Below are 13,181 nucleotides of genomic sequence, written 5' to 3' on the forward strand. Positions count from 1 at the left end.
AATCGTGCAGAGTCACCTCGCTCCGGGACGATCGCATATGGCATTTGCGGACTTCTGCAGCTGACGCCTCGACGTCGTCATCGCCGGCTATGGAACGTGGCCGATAGCCATATGCGATCGCCCTGCCCGCTAGCGCGGGAGGTTCAGGGAGCCGGCCGCAGGATCGATCCAGCCTGACTTCATCTTGCGTTACCCGCCCAGCCGGTCGACCTCGGCCTTGCCGGCCTTCATCACCAGCGGGATGTGCTCGCCCTGGCCGAGCAGGCACGCCACGTCGCGCAGCGGATTGCCCTCGACCACCAGCAGGTCGGCAAACGCCTCCGGCGCGATGCGGCCGAGCTTGCCTTCCATGCCGAGCACCTCGGCGCCGACGATGGTCGCGCTCGCGATCACCGCCTGCGGACCCAACCATTCGGCGCGGATCCGGAACTCCTCGCTCTGCAGCCGCTGCGACGGCCCGAGCAGATCGGTGCCGAACCCCATCTTGACGCCGGCCTCGCGATAGATCGCGAGCGAGCGCAAGCCGGCATCGCGCACGTCGGCGACCTTGGCGACGCTCGCCGCCGGCAGGCCGTATTTGGCGCCTTCGGTGGCCAGCGCCTCGTAGGTGACGAGGGTCGGCACCGCATAGGCGCCCTGCTCGGCCATCAGGCGCGCGGTCGGAAGATCGACCAGATTGCCGTGCTCGATGGTGCGCACGCCGCAGCGCACCGCGCGCTCGATCGCCTCGGCGGTGTAGGCATGGGCCAGCACATAGGTGTGCCGCGCCTTCGCCTCCGCGACGATGGCGCGGATCTCGTCCTCGGAATAGCCGAACGCGCCGATCGGATCGGTGGGCGACGCAACGCCGCCGGAGGCCATGATCTTGATCTGGTCGGCGCCCATCTGCAGCTCCTCGCGCACCGCCTTGCGCACCGCATCGACGCCGTCGACGACGCGCGCGATCGCGCCGACCCGCACGCAGCAGGAGCAGGTCGGGTCGCTCAGATAGTCCGAGCGGGCACGCCCGTCACCGTGACCGCCGGTCTGGCTGAGCGCGCGGCCGGAGACGAACAGCCTGGGCCCATCGGTCAGGCCGGTATCGATCGCCTGCTTGAGCGCATAGCCGGCGCCGCCGGCATCGCGGACGGTGGTGAAACCGCGCTTCAGCATGCCCCGCAGCAGCATGGTCGAGCGCAGCGTCACCAGCACGTTGGCCATGCGGGCCTGCTGCGACAGGTCGAGCTCGACGGCGACCGCATGCACATGCAGGTCGATCAGGCCGGGCATCAGGGTCTTGCCCTTGAGGTCGATGACACGATCGACCGAGGCCTCGATCGGCCGATCGGACACCTCCTTGATCAGGCGATCCTCGACCAGCACGTGGTGCCCTTCGAGCAGGTCGGACCGCAGCGGATCGAGCAGCGCGGCATTCTTGAAGAGGGTCGTGGACATAAAGGTCTCCTGTCAGAACGTAGCCCGAGTGATCACGCGGCTTCGCTTGCGATGTCTTCCAGCGATCGGCCGCGCGTCGGCACGCCCATCAGCACGACGGTGACGGCACCGATCAACAGCACGGTCGTGGTGACGCCGAACACACCGGCAAAGCCGAAATTGGGGTAGAGATAGCCGACCAGGATCGGTGCAATGATCGCGCCGACACGGCCGATCGCGGACGCGAGCCCTGCGCCGGTGGTCCTGATCGCCGTCGGAAACACCTCGGCCGTGTAGGCATAGACGCCGGCATAGGTGCCGTTCATGAAGAACGACAGCAGCAGGCCGGCCGCCATGATCTGCCCGTCGCTTGCGGCAAAGGCGAGCCCGAGCGCGCTGGCACCGCCGAGGATCATGTAAGTTGCGATCGTGGACTGCCGGCCGATCCGCTCGTTGAAAAAGGCGGCGGTGAAATAGCCCGGCACCTGCGCGCAATACATCGCGAGCGAATAGCCGAAGCTCTTGGTGATGCTCATGCCGTTCTGCACCAGCAGGCCGGGAATCCAGACGAAGAACGAATAATAGCTGAACGTGATCGACAGCCACATGATCCAGGTCATGGTTGTGATCCGCGCCTGACGGCCGGCCAACAGCGCCGCAAAATTGCTCAGCAGCGTTCCCGACGATACGGCCGGCACAACGGGCTCGGCGACCGGAGCCGGCAGCACACGGCCCTCGCGCGCGAAGCTGGCCTCGATCTTGTCGAGCACCGCCTCGGCTTCCTTCACCCTGCCGCGGCTTTCCAGCCAGCGCGGCGATTCCGGCAGCGACCGGCGCCACCACAGCAGCATCACCACCGGCACGGCGGTGATCACGAGCACGATGCGCCAGCCGTTCTCGTAGGCCGGCACGATGAAATAGCCGAGCAAGGCGGCGGCGACGAAGCCGAACGAGAAGAAGCCGGCGAGCGCGCCGGTGAAGGCGCCGCGGTAACGCCGCGCCACGAATTCCGCGAGATAAGGCGCGATGATCGCGCTTTCCGCCCCGGTGCCCATGCCGGCGACGACGCGCGCGGCGAAGAACGCCGGCCAGCTGTCCACCGTCGCGCTGACCAGCGAAGCTGCACTGTAGAGCGCGAGCGCCGACATCATCACCGCACGGCGGCCGATCAGGTCGCCCAGCGTCCCCGCAAGCAGCGCGCCGAACAGATAGCCCACAAAGGTGCTGCTGCCGAGCACGCCGGTCTCGACATTGGTCAGCCCCCAGGCGGTGCGCAGCACCGGCAGGATGAACGCCAGCACCGCGGCATCCATCGCGTCGAACAAATAGCCGAGGCCGCCCATCAGCAGCAGGTGCACATGGAAACGCGCGAACGGCAGGCGCTCGATGCGCGCCGAAATCATTGACATGAAAAAGTCCCCCTCCGCCCCACGGTCGGCACGCGCCGCGAGGTCAGCCGGGGGAATGATAGACAAATCAATATTATGGGAATAATTTATAATTGTTATCTGGTACATCACCATTGTGAATATTGCTCGTGTCCTTCCGCACGCTTGACCTCAACCTGCTGAAAGTCTTCGAGGCGCTGATGACCGAGGGCAGCGTCACGCGCGCGGCGAGCGCGCTGACGATGACCCAGCCCGCGGTCAGCAACGCCCTCGCCCGCCTGCGCGACGCGCTCGGCGATCCCCTGTTCGTGCGATCAGCCAGCGGGATCCGCCCGACACAGCGCGCGGTGACGCTGTGGCAGCCGATCGGCGATGCGCTGGAACACGTTCGCCGCGCACTCGACGAGGACGCCTTCGATCCTCGGCGCACCGAGGCCGAATTCAGCCTGTCGATGTCGGACTACGTGTCCTCGCTGGTGATGCCGCGGCTCATCAAGCGCTTCGGCGAGATCGCGCCTTCCGCGCGCATCCACACTTTGCCCAACACCATTCTCGAGATCGGCGACCGGCTCGAGGACAACCGGGTCGATTGCGTGCTGAGCGTCTATGTCAACGAGGCGCAGCAGCCGCCGGCCGCGATCCGCTCACGCTCGCTGTGGACCGTCGAATATGCCTGCATGATGCGGCGGGATCATCCGCTGGCGAACGGGAAGCGGCTCAACGCCCGCAGCTTCCTCGGCGCCAAGCATGTCGATGTCAGCCTCGCCGGCAAGACGCTGCCGACCTACGACCAGTTTCTCGCCTCGCGCGGGCTGTCGCGCAACCTGGTCGCGACCGTCAATCATTACAACGCCGCCTACGAGATCGTGCGCCATTCCGACCTGATCGCGGTGCTGCCGCGCGACCTCAGCGCGCAGTCCCGCCACGCGCCCCATCTGCATGCGGTGCCGGTGCCGCTGCCAGCGCCGCCGCGCATCGTCAGCCTGTTCTGGCACCAGCGCAACGACACCGTCCCCGCGCAGCGCTGGCTGCGCGAGACGCTGGTGGAGCTGTTCGCGCGGATGGACTGAACAGGCGCAAGCCGTGCCCCTGTCAGGTCGATGTGGGCGCGGGTTCGATCGACGCAGCGTCCGCAGCCGGCGACGGGCCACTCCGCGCCGGCGGACGCTCAAGCAGCCGATGCAGCGCAAGGTAGCTCGCCATCGCAACGCCGATGCCGGTGAGCCACGACAGGTCAACCCCGCCGGTCGCCAACGCCAGCGGACCTTGCATGGCCTTGATCGTGCCCATCTGGAAAGCCCACGCCGCCACGAAGCCGGCAGCAAACGCGATCAGCCCGGCCCAGTTGAAATCACGATCCCGACCCGGGTCCTCGTAGAGCGAGGCGACATCGATGCGGCCGCGTCGCACCAGGTAGAAGTCCGCGAGCGTCACGCCGGCCCATGGGCTGATCCAGACGATCAGGGCGACCATGAAATTGTCGAAGGCGTGGGCAAAATCGCCCGATTGCAGGAAGGCGTACAGGATCGCGGAGGCGATCAGGCCGGAGATCACCGAGATCACCCAGCGCGGCCGCCGCAGATCGAGCGCCAGCGACGACAGCGCCGCGGAATAGATCACGACGATGTTGGTCGCGATCGGGCCATGGAGCAGCACCAGCAGCACCGGCAGCGCCATCGCACCAAAAGCTGCGATGATCAGCTTCGACGGATCGGAACCGGCGCCTGCGGACGCAATGGCTGCACCGAGAAAAGCGAGCCAGACCGTCGGCAGGAACATGCCGAGGAATGTCGCCCGAAACACCTTGGCAGCGCCGAGCGAGGGCCTGGTGAAGCGCGTATAGTCGGAGGCATAAGTGAGCCACGAAATGCCCCAGCCGATGCCGATCGCGGTCATCAGTTGCGTCGCCGCGGCGAAGGCCGGCATGCCGGTGACGGTTGCCGACTGCCACCTGATATCGACGCGCAGGAAGGCGAGCGCGGTCATGACCGCCATGATCAGCAGGATGAACGGCATGGTGTAGCGCTCGAACACCTTGATGGCATTGAAGCCCCAGGCCGCGATGCCGATCTGGAACAGCATCACCAGCACCGCGATCGCGTATTTGAGTTCGACGCCGCCGCCAATGCCCATCCGCTCCAGCGCCGCCGTGCAGAGGTCGAGCACGATCCAGGTGTTGATCGCGCCCCACCCCATCGGCATCAGGACCTGCGCCAGCGCCGGCAGATAGGCGCCGCGGCGGCCGAACGCCAGCCGGCCCAGCACCATCTGCGGCACCCCGGTGCGATGTCCCATCAGGCAGAAGGCGGCAAACAGCGCCGCGCCGAACAGATTGCCGACAACGATGACGGTAAGCGTTTGCAGCAGGCTCAGGCCGAGCTGGATCCCGAGCGCGCCCAGCACCCAGTTGATCGGCGCGATGTTCGCGCCGGTCCAGATCCAGAACTGATCTGATGATGACGACGTGCGGTGCGCCGCCGGCACCGGCTCAATTCCGTGGGCATCGAAGCCGGCCTCATCCTGCGCCGGAAGCTGTGTCTGCTTGAGCAACATGTTTCCCCCGTTTGTCCGGCGCATTGGTTTGGGCCGGATGGGGCATCTGAGCAGCAGGCAGCCGCGAGGCGATAATGAGGAATCCTCAAGCCGGGTTGAGATGAGATCGAGAGTGAAGTTTGCGTGTTGAATGGCGACAGATCCCGCCGCGATCACGCTCGCAGACCGTGTCACCATGGCGCCCCGCTTCACTGTTGAGATTTTCTCAACTCAGCTGCCGGATTCGTCAATCACGCCGACCCGGGCACTCGGTCATTGTGGAGCCAACGCATTGCCCCCAACCAGCCGAGGCCAGGGATGACGACACTTCTGCATATCGATGCCAGCCCGCGCGGCGACCGTTCGGTCAGCCGGAAACTCTCCAGGTCGTTTGTCGAGCACTGGCTGACGCACGAGCCCGGCGCCACGATCATCTCGCGCGACGTCGGCCGCAATCCGCCTCCCTTGATCACGGAGGCGTGGGTAGCCGCCGCCTTCACCGCGCCCGGCGACCGTACGGCGGAGCAGCACGACGAGCTTCGTCTCTCCGATGCGCTGATCGACGAGCTTGAACGCGCCAACGTGATCGTCATCGGCGCACCGATGCACAATTATGGCATGCCGGCGGCGCTGAAGTCATGGTTCGACAAGGTGATCCGCATCGACAAGACCTTCAGCTTCGATCTCGCGCGCGGCGACTTTCCGCTCGAGCCGATCATGCGCGGCAAGACGCTGGTGGTGCTGAGTTCGCGCGGCGAATTCGGCTTCGGCCCCGGCGGGGTGCGGGAAACCATGAACCACCTGGAAACCCATATCTTCACCTGCGCGCACTATCTTGGGGTGCAGGAGAGCCATCTGATCGCGGTCGACTACCAGGAGTTCAACGACGACCGCTACCGCCGATCGCTCGCCGACGCCTTTGCCGCGCTCCCCGTGCTGGTCCGGCAGTGTCTTGGAATCGACGGGCCTGTTAATGTGGCGGCGGAATGATGCACCGCTGTCCGCCGGCTGCACGAGGATGATCCGATGATCCGCAATCCCATCCCCTGGCCGAACGGGGCGCGTTGCGCCTGTGCGATCACGTTCGACGTCGACGCCGACAGTCTCATTCACATCGCCCGGCCGAAGGATTCGTTCGACCGGCTCTATCCGATCACGATGGGACGATACGGGCCGACCGTCGGCGTGCCGCGCATCCTGGAAACCTATCGACGCCTCGGCCTGAAGCAGTCGTTCTTCATGCCGGCCTGGACCATGCAGCGCTATCCGGATGCGGTGGAGGCGATCCTGAAGGGAGGCCACGAGATCGGCCATCACGGCTACATCCACGAGGATCCGACGGAGATTTCCTCGGCGCAGCAGCGCGAGGCCTTCGAACGCGCGCTCGGCATCCATGTCGCGATGACCGGGCGCAAGCCGCGCGGCTACCGTGCGCCGGTCTACAACGCCAACCAGACCACGATCGACCTCCTGATCGAGCACGGCTTTGTCTACGATTCGTCGCTGATGGCCGACGACATCCCGTACCAGATGCGCACCGCACGCGGGTCGCTCTACGAGATGCCGCCGCACTGGGGATCGGACGATTGGCCGCCCTTCGCCCATTACGCGGAGATCGGCTACATGATGCCGGTCAAATCGCCGAGCGAGGGTCTTGCCGCCTCGTTCGAGGAGTTCGAGGCCGCCTATGAGGCCGGCGGATTCTGGATGGGGATCTGGCATCCGTTCCTGACCGGCCGGCTTGCTCGCTGGCGCGTCGTGGAGCGCTGGCTCGAGCAGATCGTTGCCGAACGCAAGGTCTGGTTCGCATCGCTCGAGGACATCGCCGCGCATCTCGACGGCCTGGTCAAGGCGGGCACCTACCAGGTCCGCGTCGAGACCCTGCCCTACTTCACGCGGCCCGTGTCATGACCTGTTCGGGAGCTGCACGAAAGGTGGCCGCCTCTGCCCGCAGCCAGTCGATGAACGCCGTCACGGATTTGCGCCGGGCAGCGCTCGGCGCATCGACGAGACGATAGGCAAAGCCCGCAAGCGCGGGACCATCGAGCCGGCGCAGCGTACCGTCGCGCAATTGCTCGTCGACCAGCGCATCGCTGCACAACAGCGGTCCGAGCCCGCGCTCGGCGGCGTGCAGCGCCAGCGGTTCCTCGCTGTACCATGAGATCCGGAAGTCCCGCATGGGATCGTGATCTACGCCCGCGAGCCAGGCCGACCACGCCGGCGAATCCAGCGCGGCGTTCTTCCAGCGGAACGCCAGCAGCGAGCGCGAACGGACGTCGTCGATGGCAAGACGGGCACCGGGCGGACAGATTGCGCTCGCCGCGACCGCAATGTAGCGATCGCTGAACAGCACCGATTTCTCGCCGGCACGGTCAGCGCGTCCGTAGCGGATGGCCAGATCCACGCCGTCTGCGCCCGGCGTCCGCACCTCTTCGGTCGCATCGATGTGGACGACGAGGTGCGGAAACGCCGCGTTGAAGCGCGCGAGCCGCGGCATCAGCCAGCGCTCGGCGAAGGCGCGCGTGGTCGATACCGTGATCGCATCGCCGTCGGCCGGCGGACGGATCGCGGCGAAGGCGCTCGCCATGCGGTCGAAGCCGTCGCGCAGCATGGGGAACACCGCATGGCCCTCCGCGGTCAGCACGACCGCGCGGCCGGAGCGCTCGAACAGCTTGTGGCCGAGAATTGCCTCGAGTTGCCGGACCTGGTGGCTGATCGCCGTCACCGTGACACAGAGCTCATTGGCGGCGGCGGTGAAGCTCTCATGGCGCGCCGCGGCTTCGAACGCGCGGACGGCATTGAGCGGCGGCAGCTTGCGCATGATCGGTTCTCCGCGCGGCCTGTATCAGGCGATGAGAAAATGAGCGTCGGTCGGCCGCATGTCGTTCACTGGCACCATGTCCTGCGGACAGGCGGAGAACACGATGACCAGATCCATCTCCGCACGCAGCGCCACATACTGCCCGGCCTCGCTGACGGGCGACTTGAAGTCCAGTTGTCCACCGTCGGTGACGGGTACATTCATGAACAGATTGAGCGGAGCCGGCGTTACCGCAGCCGACAGGCCGACCGCCTCGAGCGCATGCGCCAGATTCTGCGTGCAATTGTCATGATGGCCGACGGCACCGAGCTGACGATAGCGGTGAATGTCGCAGGCCGCGATCAGCGTGTCGTGGATTCCCGGCGTCGTGTCGGCGACGAAGGTCAGGATCGCGCGGCGCCGGTTGGTGGTCAGCGTGTCGCCCACGCGCGGAACAAGCCGCAGCATCGATGCGCGGCTGTGCTCCATCGACATGAACTCGCCGGTGTCGCGGGCATTGAAGGCCCAGGTATCGACCACCTGCTTGCCATGGGTGTTGACGACCATGACCGTTTCTCCCGCATCGAGGCGAGCCGCCACGCCGTTGCGGGCTGGAATCAGACGGGCGCGGGTCAGATCGATCGTTGCTGCGGTCATGTGGTGCCTCCTCAATGGCTCGTTGCGCCATTGGAGCACCGCTCATCATGTAATTCTAATAATATTAATTGTGTCCATTATAGCAGATTCGTATAGTCGCGCATGCGCCTCAGACAGCTCGAATGCTTCCGCGCCCTGATGCTCCACGGCACCATGACCCGGGCGGCCGAACTGCTCGGCATGTCGCAGCCCGGCATCAGCACGATGATCGCGGGCCTCGAGCACGAGACCGGCCTCAATCTGTTCCTGCGCCGCGGCGGCCGCCTGCAACCGACCCCGGAAGCCAAGCTGTTCTATGTCGAAGCGGCGCGCGCCCTCGAAGCCGTCGAGAACGCGGCGCGCGTTGCGGCCGAGATCAGGTCCGGGCGGCGCGGTCACCTCGCGATCGCGGCCTATCCGAGCATTTCGATCAGCCTGCTGCCGCGCCTGCTGTCGCAGTTCGCCAGGGACAAGCCCGAACTGCAGATCAAGATCATCACGCGCAATTCCGCGACCGTCCGCGAGCTGATCTCGACGCAGCAATTCGATCTCGCGGTCGCCGAACTGCCGCTGGATTATCCGACATCGCACATGGAGGTGTTCTCGTATGAATGCGTGTGCATGCTGCCGCATGCGGATCCGCTCGCGAAGCTCAAGCAGATCACCCCTGATGACCTCGATGGCGTCCCCTTCGTCACGCTGTTTCGCGGCGACCCGATCTACCAGCAGCTGGCATCTGCCTTCTCCGAATATGGCGCGCGCTGGAACGTGGTCGCGGAAACCGAATTCTTCTCGACTGCGTGCCAACTGGTCGCCGAGGGCCGCGGCGTCGGCATCGTCGATCCGGTGGTGAGTAAGCCCTTCACCGAAGGCCTCGCCATCCGCCCGTTCAAACCGAAGATCCAGTACCAGATCGCCATCCTCTCCCCGACGCATGAAGCCCCGTCGCAGATGGCGCAGGATTTCGGGAAACTGCTGCGGCGCGGGTTGCGGGGGTGAGTCGTGGTGGCGGCGCGAGACGCCTTGTCGGCATGCCCAGCGAAATGGGAGTAACGTGTCGAATTGAAGTTCGGGGAAGCGAGGCCCTTGGCCAGTCCGTCTTCGCTTTCGCTGGCGCTCAAGCTACGCCGGACACGCTTTGCCCTGACAGGTCAGGCGTGGCTGCGCCACGCGTAGCCCGTCAGGGCGAAGCGTGGTGGGGGAGGCAGGACTCGAACCTGCGAAGCCATGAGGCGGCTGATTTACAGTCAGCTCCCTTTGCCACTCGGGACACTCCCCCGTCCAACAGCATCAGACCGGCCGCGCGAGTGGCGGCGGACCGGTCATCGAAATGACGCTGATAACCGGCCGACCCGAAGCGGGTGCGCGGTCGGGCGCGTTTATGGGCGAAGGCGGTCCCCAAAGTCAACCAAGCGGGCGCGCAATTTGGCATACTTTTGCAGGCTGTCGCGATCTCTGTTCCAAACGAGCAATAGCGGCGGCTAGATTCTTGTTTTTGACGCGTTTTCTTCACGCGAACCGCCCTCCACTTCGCTCGAAAACGCTGTGTAAATTGCCAATAATCGGGAGCCGTGACACAAGCCTCACATGAGCGATCGCGACCGCAAACCCAATTTCCGAGGCAAGGGCGGTAAACCCTTCCAAAAAGGGCCGAAATTCGGCCGGCCGCCGGCCCGGCGGGAGCGCGAATCCGGTTCCGACGGGCCGGTGATTCTATATGGCTGGCACACGGTGGCGGCCGCGCTTGCCAACCCGGACCGCCAGATCCGCAAGCTTTACCTCACCGAGAACGCCGCCAAGCGCCTTGCCGACGAAAACATCGCAACCCGCGTCACCCCGGAGATCGTTCGGCCCGGCGATATAGACCGGCGCCTCACCCCCGATGCCGTGCATCAGGGCCTTTTGGCGGAGGCCGATCCGCTGCCCTCGCCCGGCATCGACACGCTGGCACAGGAGGGCATCGTGCTGGTGCTCGACCAGATCACCGATCCGCACAATGTCGGCGCCATCCTGCGCTCGGCCGCGGCGTTTGCGGTGAAGGCGATCGTCACCACCGCCCGCCACAGCCCGGAGGCCACCGGTGTGCTGGCGAAGTCCGCCTCCGGCGCGCTCGAGCTGGTGCCTATGGTCACCGTGCAGAATCTGGCGCGTGCGCTGAACGAACTGAACGACCACGGCTTCCAGACCGTCGGTCTCGACAGCGAGGGCGCCGAGGATCTCGGCAAGGTTCAATTGCAGCAGCCGCTCGCGCTGGTGCTCGGCGCCGAAGGCAAGGGCTTGCGGCAATTGACGCGCGAGACCTGCCGCGTCGTCGCTCGCCTCGACATGCCCGGCGAGATCAAGAGCCTCAACGTCTCGAACGCCTGTGTGCTCGCGCTCTATATCGGCGCCAGCCGGCTCGGGCTGATGTGAGCGAAAACGCCCGCTCGCTTGACGCGAACGGGCGCTGATATCTCTTCGACCGATCGTCGGATCAGTAGTAGCGGCGCAGCACCGGATGGCCGTAGCGATGCGGCGCATAGCCGTAGCCGTAGTGTGCACGGTAGGGCCGATAGTGATGGCGGTAGCCATAGTGGCGATAGCCGTAATACGGACGGCCATAGCCTTCGCGGTAGTACGGACGCGGCGCCCAATTGCCCGGGCCGGTGTAGCTCGGTCCCTGGTTGACGTAATAGTACTGCTGCGCTGCGTCGGGGTAGGCCGCATCCGGGTCAGGCAGGCGTTCGACCGCGCCGTAACCGCCATAGCCGTAGCCGTAGCCGTAGCCACCGCAGCCGCCGCAGCCGTAATTCACGACGGGCGCGGAATAGCCGCAAGGGTTGAAACCGCACGCCATTGCGGGCGCGGTCACCATGACGGCCACGGCCGCAATCAGTCCTTTGATCATTTGACGCATTACTCTCTCCTGATGGTCTCTCTGTTCGTCGCGTTAGCTCTTGGTGGCTATGAAGGCGCCCCGCGAGGGGCTGTTGATTTGGGGCAGTTGGTTTAGGGTCCTCGGGGACGCGGTGGCCGCGGGACCGGTCCGGGCAGCGGCCGCGGCCCGTTGAACTGCGGCGCGTAGATCACCGGCGGCGGATCGACCGGCACGTTGGACTGCGCCGGGAGCGGCGCGGATTGCGCCCCCCACGATTGATGATAACTCTCGGCCGGCTGCGGCAGGCGGCGGTTGGCCGGTGGCTCGATCTCGAGGCGGCCGTAACCCGGCATGCGACCGAGGCTCGGATAATAATGGCCGACATTCGGCTGGGGATCGATCGGGCGGCCGCCATAGACGGTCGGCACCATCGAGTCGTTGCGGGCGAGCCCCATCGCGCTTTCGACCACGGCGTAGGAGGCGTCGACGCCATTGATAATAATGGGCACGCCGGGGCGATTGGGCACGACGATGTCGAAACCGCCGCCGGCCAGCGCCGTCGAGGTCATCGCAGCCAATATCGCCAGCGCAAGACTTCCGCGCATGTTCACCCAGCGTCCCGAATTGTTCCACCCGCAGCCTAATCCAACGGCTTGGCGGAAGGGTTAAGGCCGCGGGCCAAACTGGCGGTAAGCCTAACGCGCAAGCATCGGCATCCGGTCAATGCGGCCGTGCGGGCTCAGGAATCGTTAACGGCGGCTCTGGGCGCGTATGCGTCAGGTGAACGCGTTCTCGATGATCGAGTGGACGCCGATCGCAATCGTGACAGCGCCGACCGCCATTTGCAGGCCGCGATTGGCCCAGGTCAGCCAGCGTGCGGAGGCCGCGAGCGGCACCGCGATCACACTGGACAGCACGCCCATCCCGATCATCGATCCGACGCCGAACAGCGCGACATAGCCGAGCCCGATCACCGGGTTCGGGGCCTGCGACACCGTCAGCACCAACAGCGCCGCGGAGCCCGCCATGCCGTGCATCAGGCCGACCAGCAGCGTGCGCCAGCGGAAGCGGTGGGCGTGGCTGTGCGCCGCGCGGACGTGCGGGCTGGTGGACGCAAGCGCCACGGTTTCGCCGGCGTGGCTGTGGGCGTGGAAATGCGTCATGCCGTCGCCATGCGAATGGGTGTGGAAGTGCACGCGGTCGCGCCACAGCCGCCACCACACATGCGCGCCGAGGCCGACCAGCATGACGCCGACCGCGGTCTCGATCGGCTGCGATACCGTCTCGGGGATCGCGCGCCCGAGCAGGATCGCAGCACCGGCAAAGACGAACAGCGTGAGCGTGTGGCCGAGGCCCCAGGTCAGGCCGTGCTTGACGATATCACCGACATGGCTGCGCCGCGCCGCGATGCTCGATACCGCCGCGATGTGATCCGGCTCCAGCGCATGCTGCATGCCGAGCAGAAAGCCAAGACTCAAGATTCCGAACATCAATCCCCCGCGCCGGCGCGTGACGGCAGATCAAACACCACATCGCCGATCTTGTCAGGCCGGCA

The 13,181-nt window shown here is 65.8% G+C and carries 13 protein-coding genes and 1 tRNA gene; 5 read left to right on the forward strand and 9 right to left on the reverse strand.

The window, feature by feature from the left end:
• Window positions 1-189: 189 nt before the first annotated feature.
• Together AC066Y_RS31165 and AC066Y_RS31170 are read right to left on the reverse strand one after the other, a co-directional pair.
• Complete coding sequence (locus AC066Y_RS31165; RefSeq protein ID WP_478277205.1) at window positions 190-1,434, reverse strand: metal-dependent hydrolase family protein; 1,245 nt, start codon at window positions 1,432-1,434, stop codon at window positions 190-192.
• Window positions 1,435-1,466: 32 nt separating this feature from the next.
• Window positions 1,467-2,822 (reverse strand): MFS transporter, encoded by a 1,356-nt coding sequence (locus tag AC066Y_RS31170; protein WP_478277206.1) that lies wholly within the window; start codon window positions 2,820-2,822, stop codon window positions 1,467-1,469.
• 122 nt (window positions 2,823-2,944) lie between these two features.
• Here AC066Y_RS31170 and AC066Y_RS31175 point away from each other — a divergent pair, with 122 nt between their 5' ends.
• Window positions 2,945-3,871: a LysR family transcriptional regulator gene (locus tag AC066Y_RS31175; RefSeq protein WP_478277207.1), complete on the forward strand. Its 927-nt coding sequence runs from the start codon at window positions 2,945-2,947 to the stop codon at window positions 3,869-3,871.
• Window positions 3,872-3,893: 22 nt separating this feature from the next.
• On the opposite strand, the gene AC066Y_RS31180 is transcribed toward AC066Y_RS31175, so the two are convergent.
• On the reverse strand, window positions 3,894-5,354 hold the full coding sequence (locus tag AC066Y_RS31180) for a purine-cytosine permease family protein (RefSeq protein WP_478277208.1): 1,461 nt from the start codon (window positions 5,352-5,354) through the stop codon (window positions 3,894-3,896).
• Window positions 5,355-5,651: 297 nt separating this feature from the next.
• Here AC066Y_RS31180 and AC066Y_RS31185 point away from each other — a divergent pair, with 297 nt between their 5' ends.
• Both AC066Y_RS31185 and AC066Y_RS31190 read left to right on the forward strand, forming a co-directional pair.
• Complete coding sequence (locus tag AC066Y_RS31185) at window positions 5,652-6,323, forward strand: FMN-dependent NADH-azoreductase (protein WP_478277209.1); 672 nt, start codon at window positions 5,652-5,654, stop codon at window positions 6,321-6,323.
• Window positions 6,324-6,359: 36 nt separating this feature from the next.
• Window positions 6,360-7,244 carry a polysaccharide deacetylase family protein gene (locus AC066Y_RS31190; RefSeq protein ID WP_478277210.1) on the forward strand — a complete coding sequence of 295 codons (885 nt, stop codon included), beginning with the start codon at window positions 6,360-6,362 and terminating at the stop codon, window positions 7,242-7,244.
• Here the strand turns inward: AC066Y_RS31190 and AC066Y_RS31195 are convergent.
• Both AC066Y_RS31195 and AC066Y_RS31200 read right to left on the reverse strand, forming a co-directional pair.
• Complete coding sequence (locus AC066Y_RS31195; RefSeq protein ID WP_478277211.1) at window positions 7,225-8,154, reverse strand: LysR substrate-binding domain-containing protein; 930 nt, start codon at window positions 8,152-8,154, stop codon at window positions 7,225-7,227. The two genes, AC066Y_RS31190 and AC066Y_RS31195, sit on opposite strands and share 20 nt — an antisense overlap.
• A 24-nt stretch (window positions 8,155-8,178) precedes the next feature.
• Window positions 8,179-8,790 carry a DUF1989 domain-containing protein gene (locus tag AC066Y_RS31200; RefSeq protein ID WP_478277212.1) on the reverse strand — a complete coding sequence of 204 codons (612 nt, stop codon included), beginning with the start codon at window positions 8,788-8,790 and terminating at the stop codon, window positions 8,179-8,181.
• Between the two features lie 102 nt (window positions 8,791-8,892).
• On the opposite strand from AC066Y_RS31200, the gene AC066Y_RS31205 reads away from it, so the two are divergent.
• The gene (locus AC066Y_RS31205) at window positions 8,893-9,768 is read left to right on the forward strand and encodes a LysR family transcriptional regulator (RefSeq protein ID WP_478277213.1); all 876 of its coding nucleotides are present in this window, start codon (window positions 8,893-8,895) and stop codon (window positions 9,766-9,768) included.
• 194 nt (window positions 9,769-9,962) lie between these two features.
• On the opposite strand, the gene AC066Y_RS31210 is transcribed toward AC066Y_RS31205, so the two are convergent.
• A tRNA-Tyr gene (locus AC066Y_RS31210) sits at window positions 9,963-10,048 on the reverse strand.
• Between the two features lie 308 nt (window positions 10,049-10,356).
• Between AC066Y_RS31210 and rlmB the strand changes: the two genes are divergently transcribed.
• Window positions 10,357-11,181, forward strand: a complete 825-nt coding sequence (gene rlmB / locus AC066Y_RS31215) for a 23S rRNA (guanosine(2251)-2'-O)-methyltransferase RlmB (protein WP_478277214.1) — start codon at window positions 10,357-10,359, stop codon at window positions 11,179-11,181.
• 61 nt (window positions 11,182-11,242) lie between these two features.
• Here the strand turns inward: rlmB and AC066Y_RS31220 are convergent, their stop codons facing one another.
• The 3 genes from AC066Y_RS31220 to AC066Y_RS31230 all read right to left on the reverse strand — a co-directional run bounded on the left by AC066Y_RS31220 (window position 11,243) and on the right by AC066Y_RS31230 (window position 13,116).
• Window positions 11,243-11,665, reverse strand: coding sequence for a hypothetical protein (locus AC066Y_RS31220; protein WP_478277215.1), 423 nt, complete (start codon window positions 11,663-11,665; stop codon window positions 11,243-11,245).
• Between the two features lie 92 nt (window positions 11,666-11,757).
• Entirely contained in the window at window positions 11,758-12,231 is a 474-nt protein-coding gene (locus AC066Y_RS31225; RefSeq protein ID WP_092115086.1) for a hypothetical protein, read from the reverse strand.
• A gap of 171 nt (window positions 12,232-12,402) precedes the next feature.
• A complete protein-coding gene (locus AC066Y_RS31230) occupies window positions 12,403-13,116 on the reverse strand; it encodes a HoxN/HupN/NixA family nickel/cobalt transporter (protein ID WP_478277216.1) in 714 nt (237 codons plus the stop codon).
• Between the last annotated feature and the right edge of the window lie 65 nt (window positions 13,117-13,181).

The sequence above is a fragment of the Bradyrhizobium sp. USDA3010 genome (assembly GCF_056429065.1).

Excerpts from the sequence above, each read along its gene's own strand:
- AC066Y_RS31165 (WP_478277205.1), bottom strand. The coding sequence starts at position 1,434 with ATGTCCACGACCCTCTTCAAGAATGCCGCGCTGCTCGATCCGCTGCGG.
- AC066Y_RS31170 (WP_478277206.1), bottom strand. The coding sequence starts at position 2,822 with ATGTCAATGATTTCGGCGCGCATCGAGCGCCTGCCGTTCGCGCGTTTC.
- AC066Y_RS31180 (WP_478277208.1), bottom strand. The coding sequence starts at position 5,354 with ATGTTGCTCAAGCAGACACAGCTTCCGGCGCAGGATGAGGCCGGCTTC.
- AC066Y_RS31185 (WP_478277209.1), top strand. The coding sequence starts at position 5,652 with ATGACGACACTTCTGCATATCGATGCCAGCCCGCGCGGCGACCGTTCG.
- AC066Y_RS31190 (WP_478277210.1), top strand. The coding sequence starts at position 6,360 with ATGATCCGCAATCCCATCCCCTGGCCGAACGGGGCGCGTTGCGCCTGT.
- AC066Y_RS31195 (WP_478277211.1), bottom strand. The coding sequence starts at position 8,154 with ATGCGCAAGCTGCCGCCGCTCAATGCCGTCCGCGCGTTCGAAGCCGCG.
- AC066Y_RS31200 (WP_478277212.1), bottom strand. The coding sequence starts at position 8,790 with ATGACCGCAGCAACGATCGATCTGACCCGCGCCCGTCTGATTCCAGCC.
- AC066Y_RS31205 (WP_478277213.1), top strand. The coding sequence starts at position 8,893 with ATGCGCCTCAGACAGCTCGAATGCTTCCGCGCCCTGATGCTCCACGGC.
- rlmB (WP_478277214.1), top strand. The coding sequence starts at position 10,357 with ATGAGCGATCGCGACCGCAAACCCAATTTCCGAGGCAAGGGCGGTAAA.
- AC066Y_RS31220 (WP_478277215.1), bottom strand. The coding sequence starts at position 11,665 with ATGCGTCAAATGATCAAAGGACTGATTGCGGCCGTGGCCGTCATGGTG.
- AC066Y_RS31225 (WP_092115086.1), bottom strand. The coding sequence starts at position 12,231 with ATGCGCGGAAGTCTTGCGCTGGCGATATTGGCTGCGATGACCTCGACG.
- AC066Y_RS31230 (WP_478277216.1), bottom strand. The coding sequence starts at position 13,116 with ATGTTCGGAATCTTGAGTCTTGGCTTTCTGCTCGGCATGCAGCATGCG.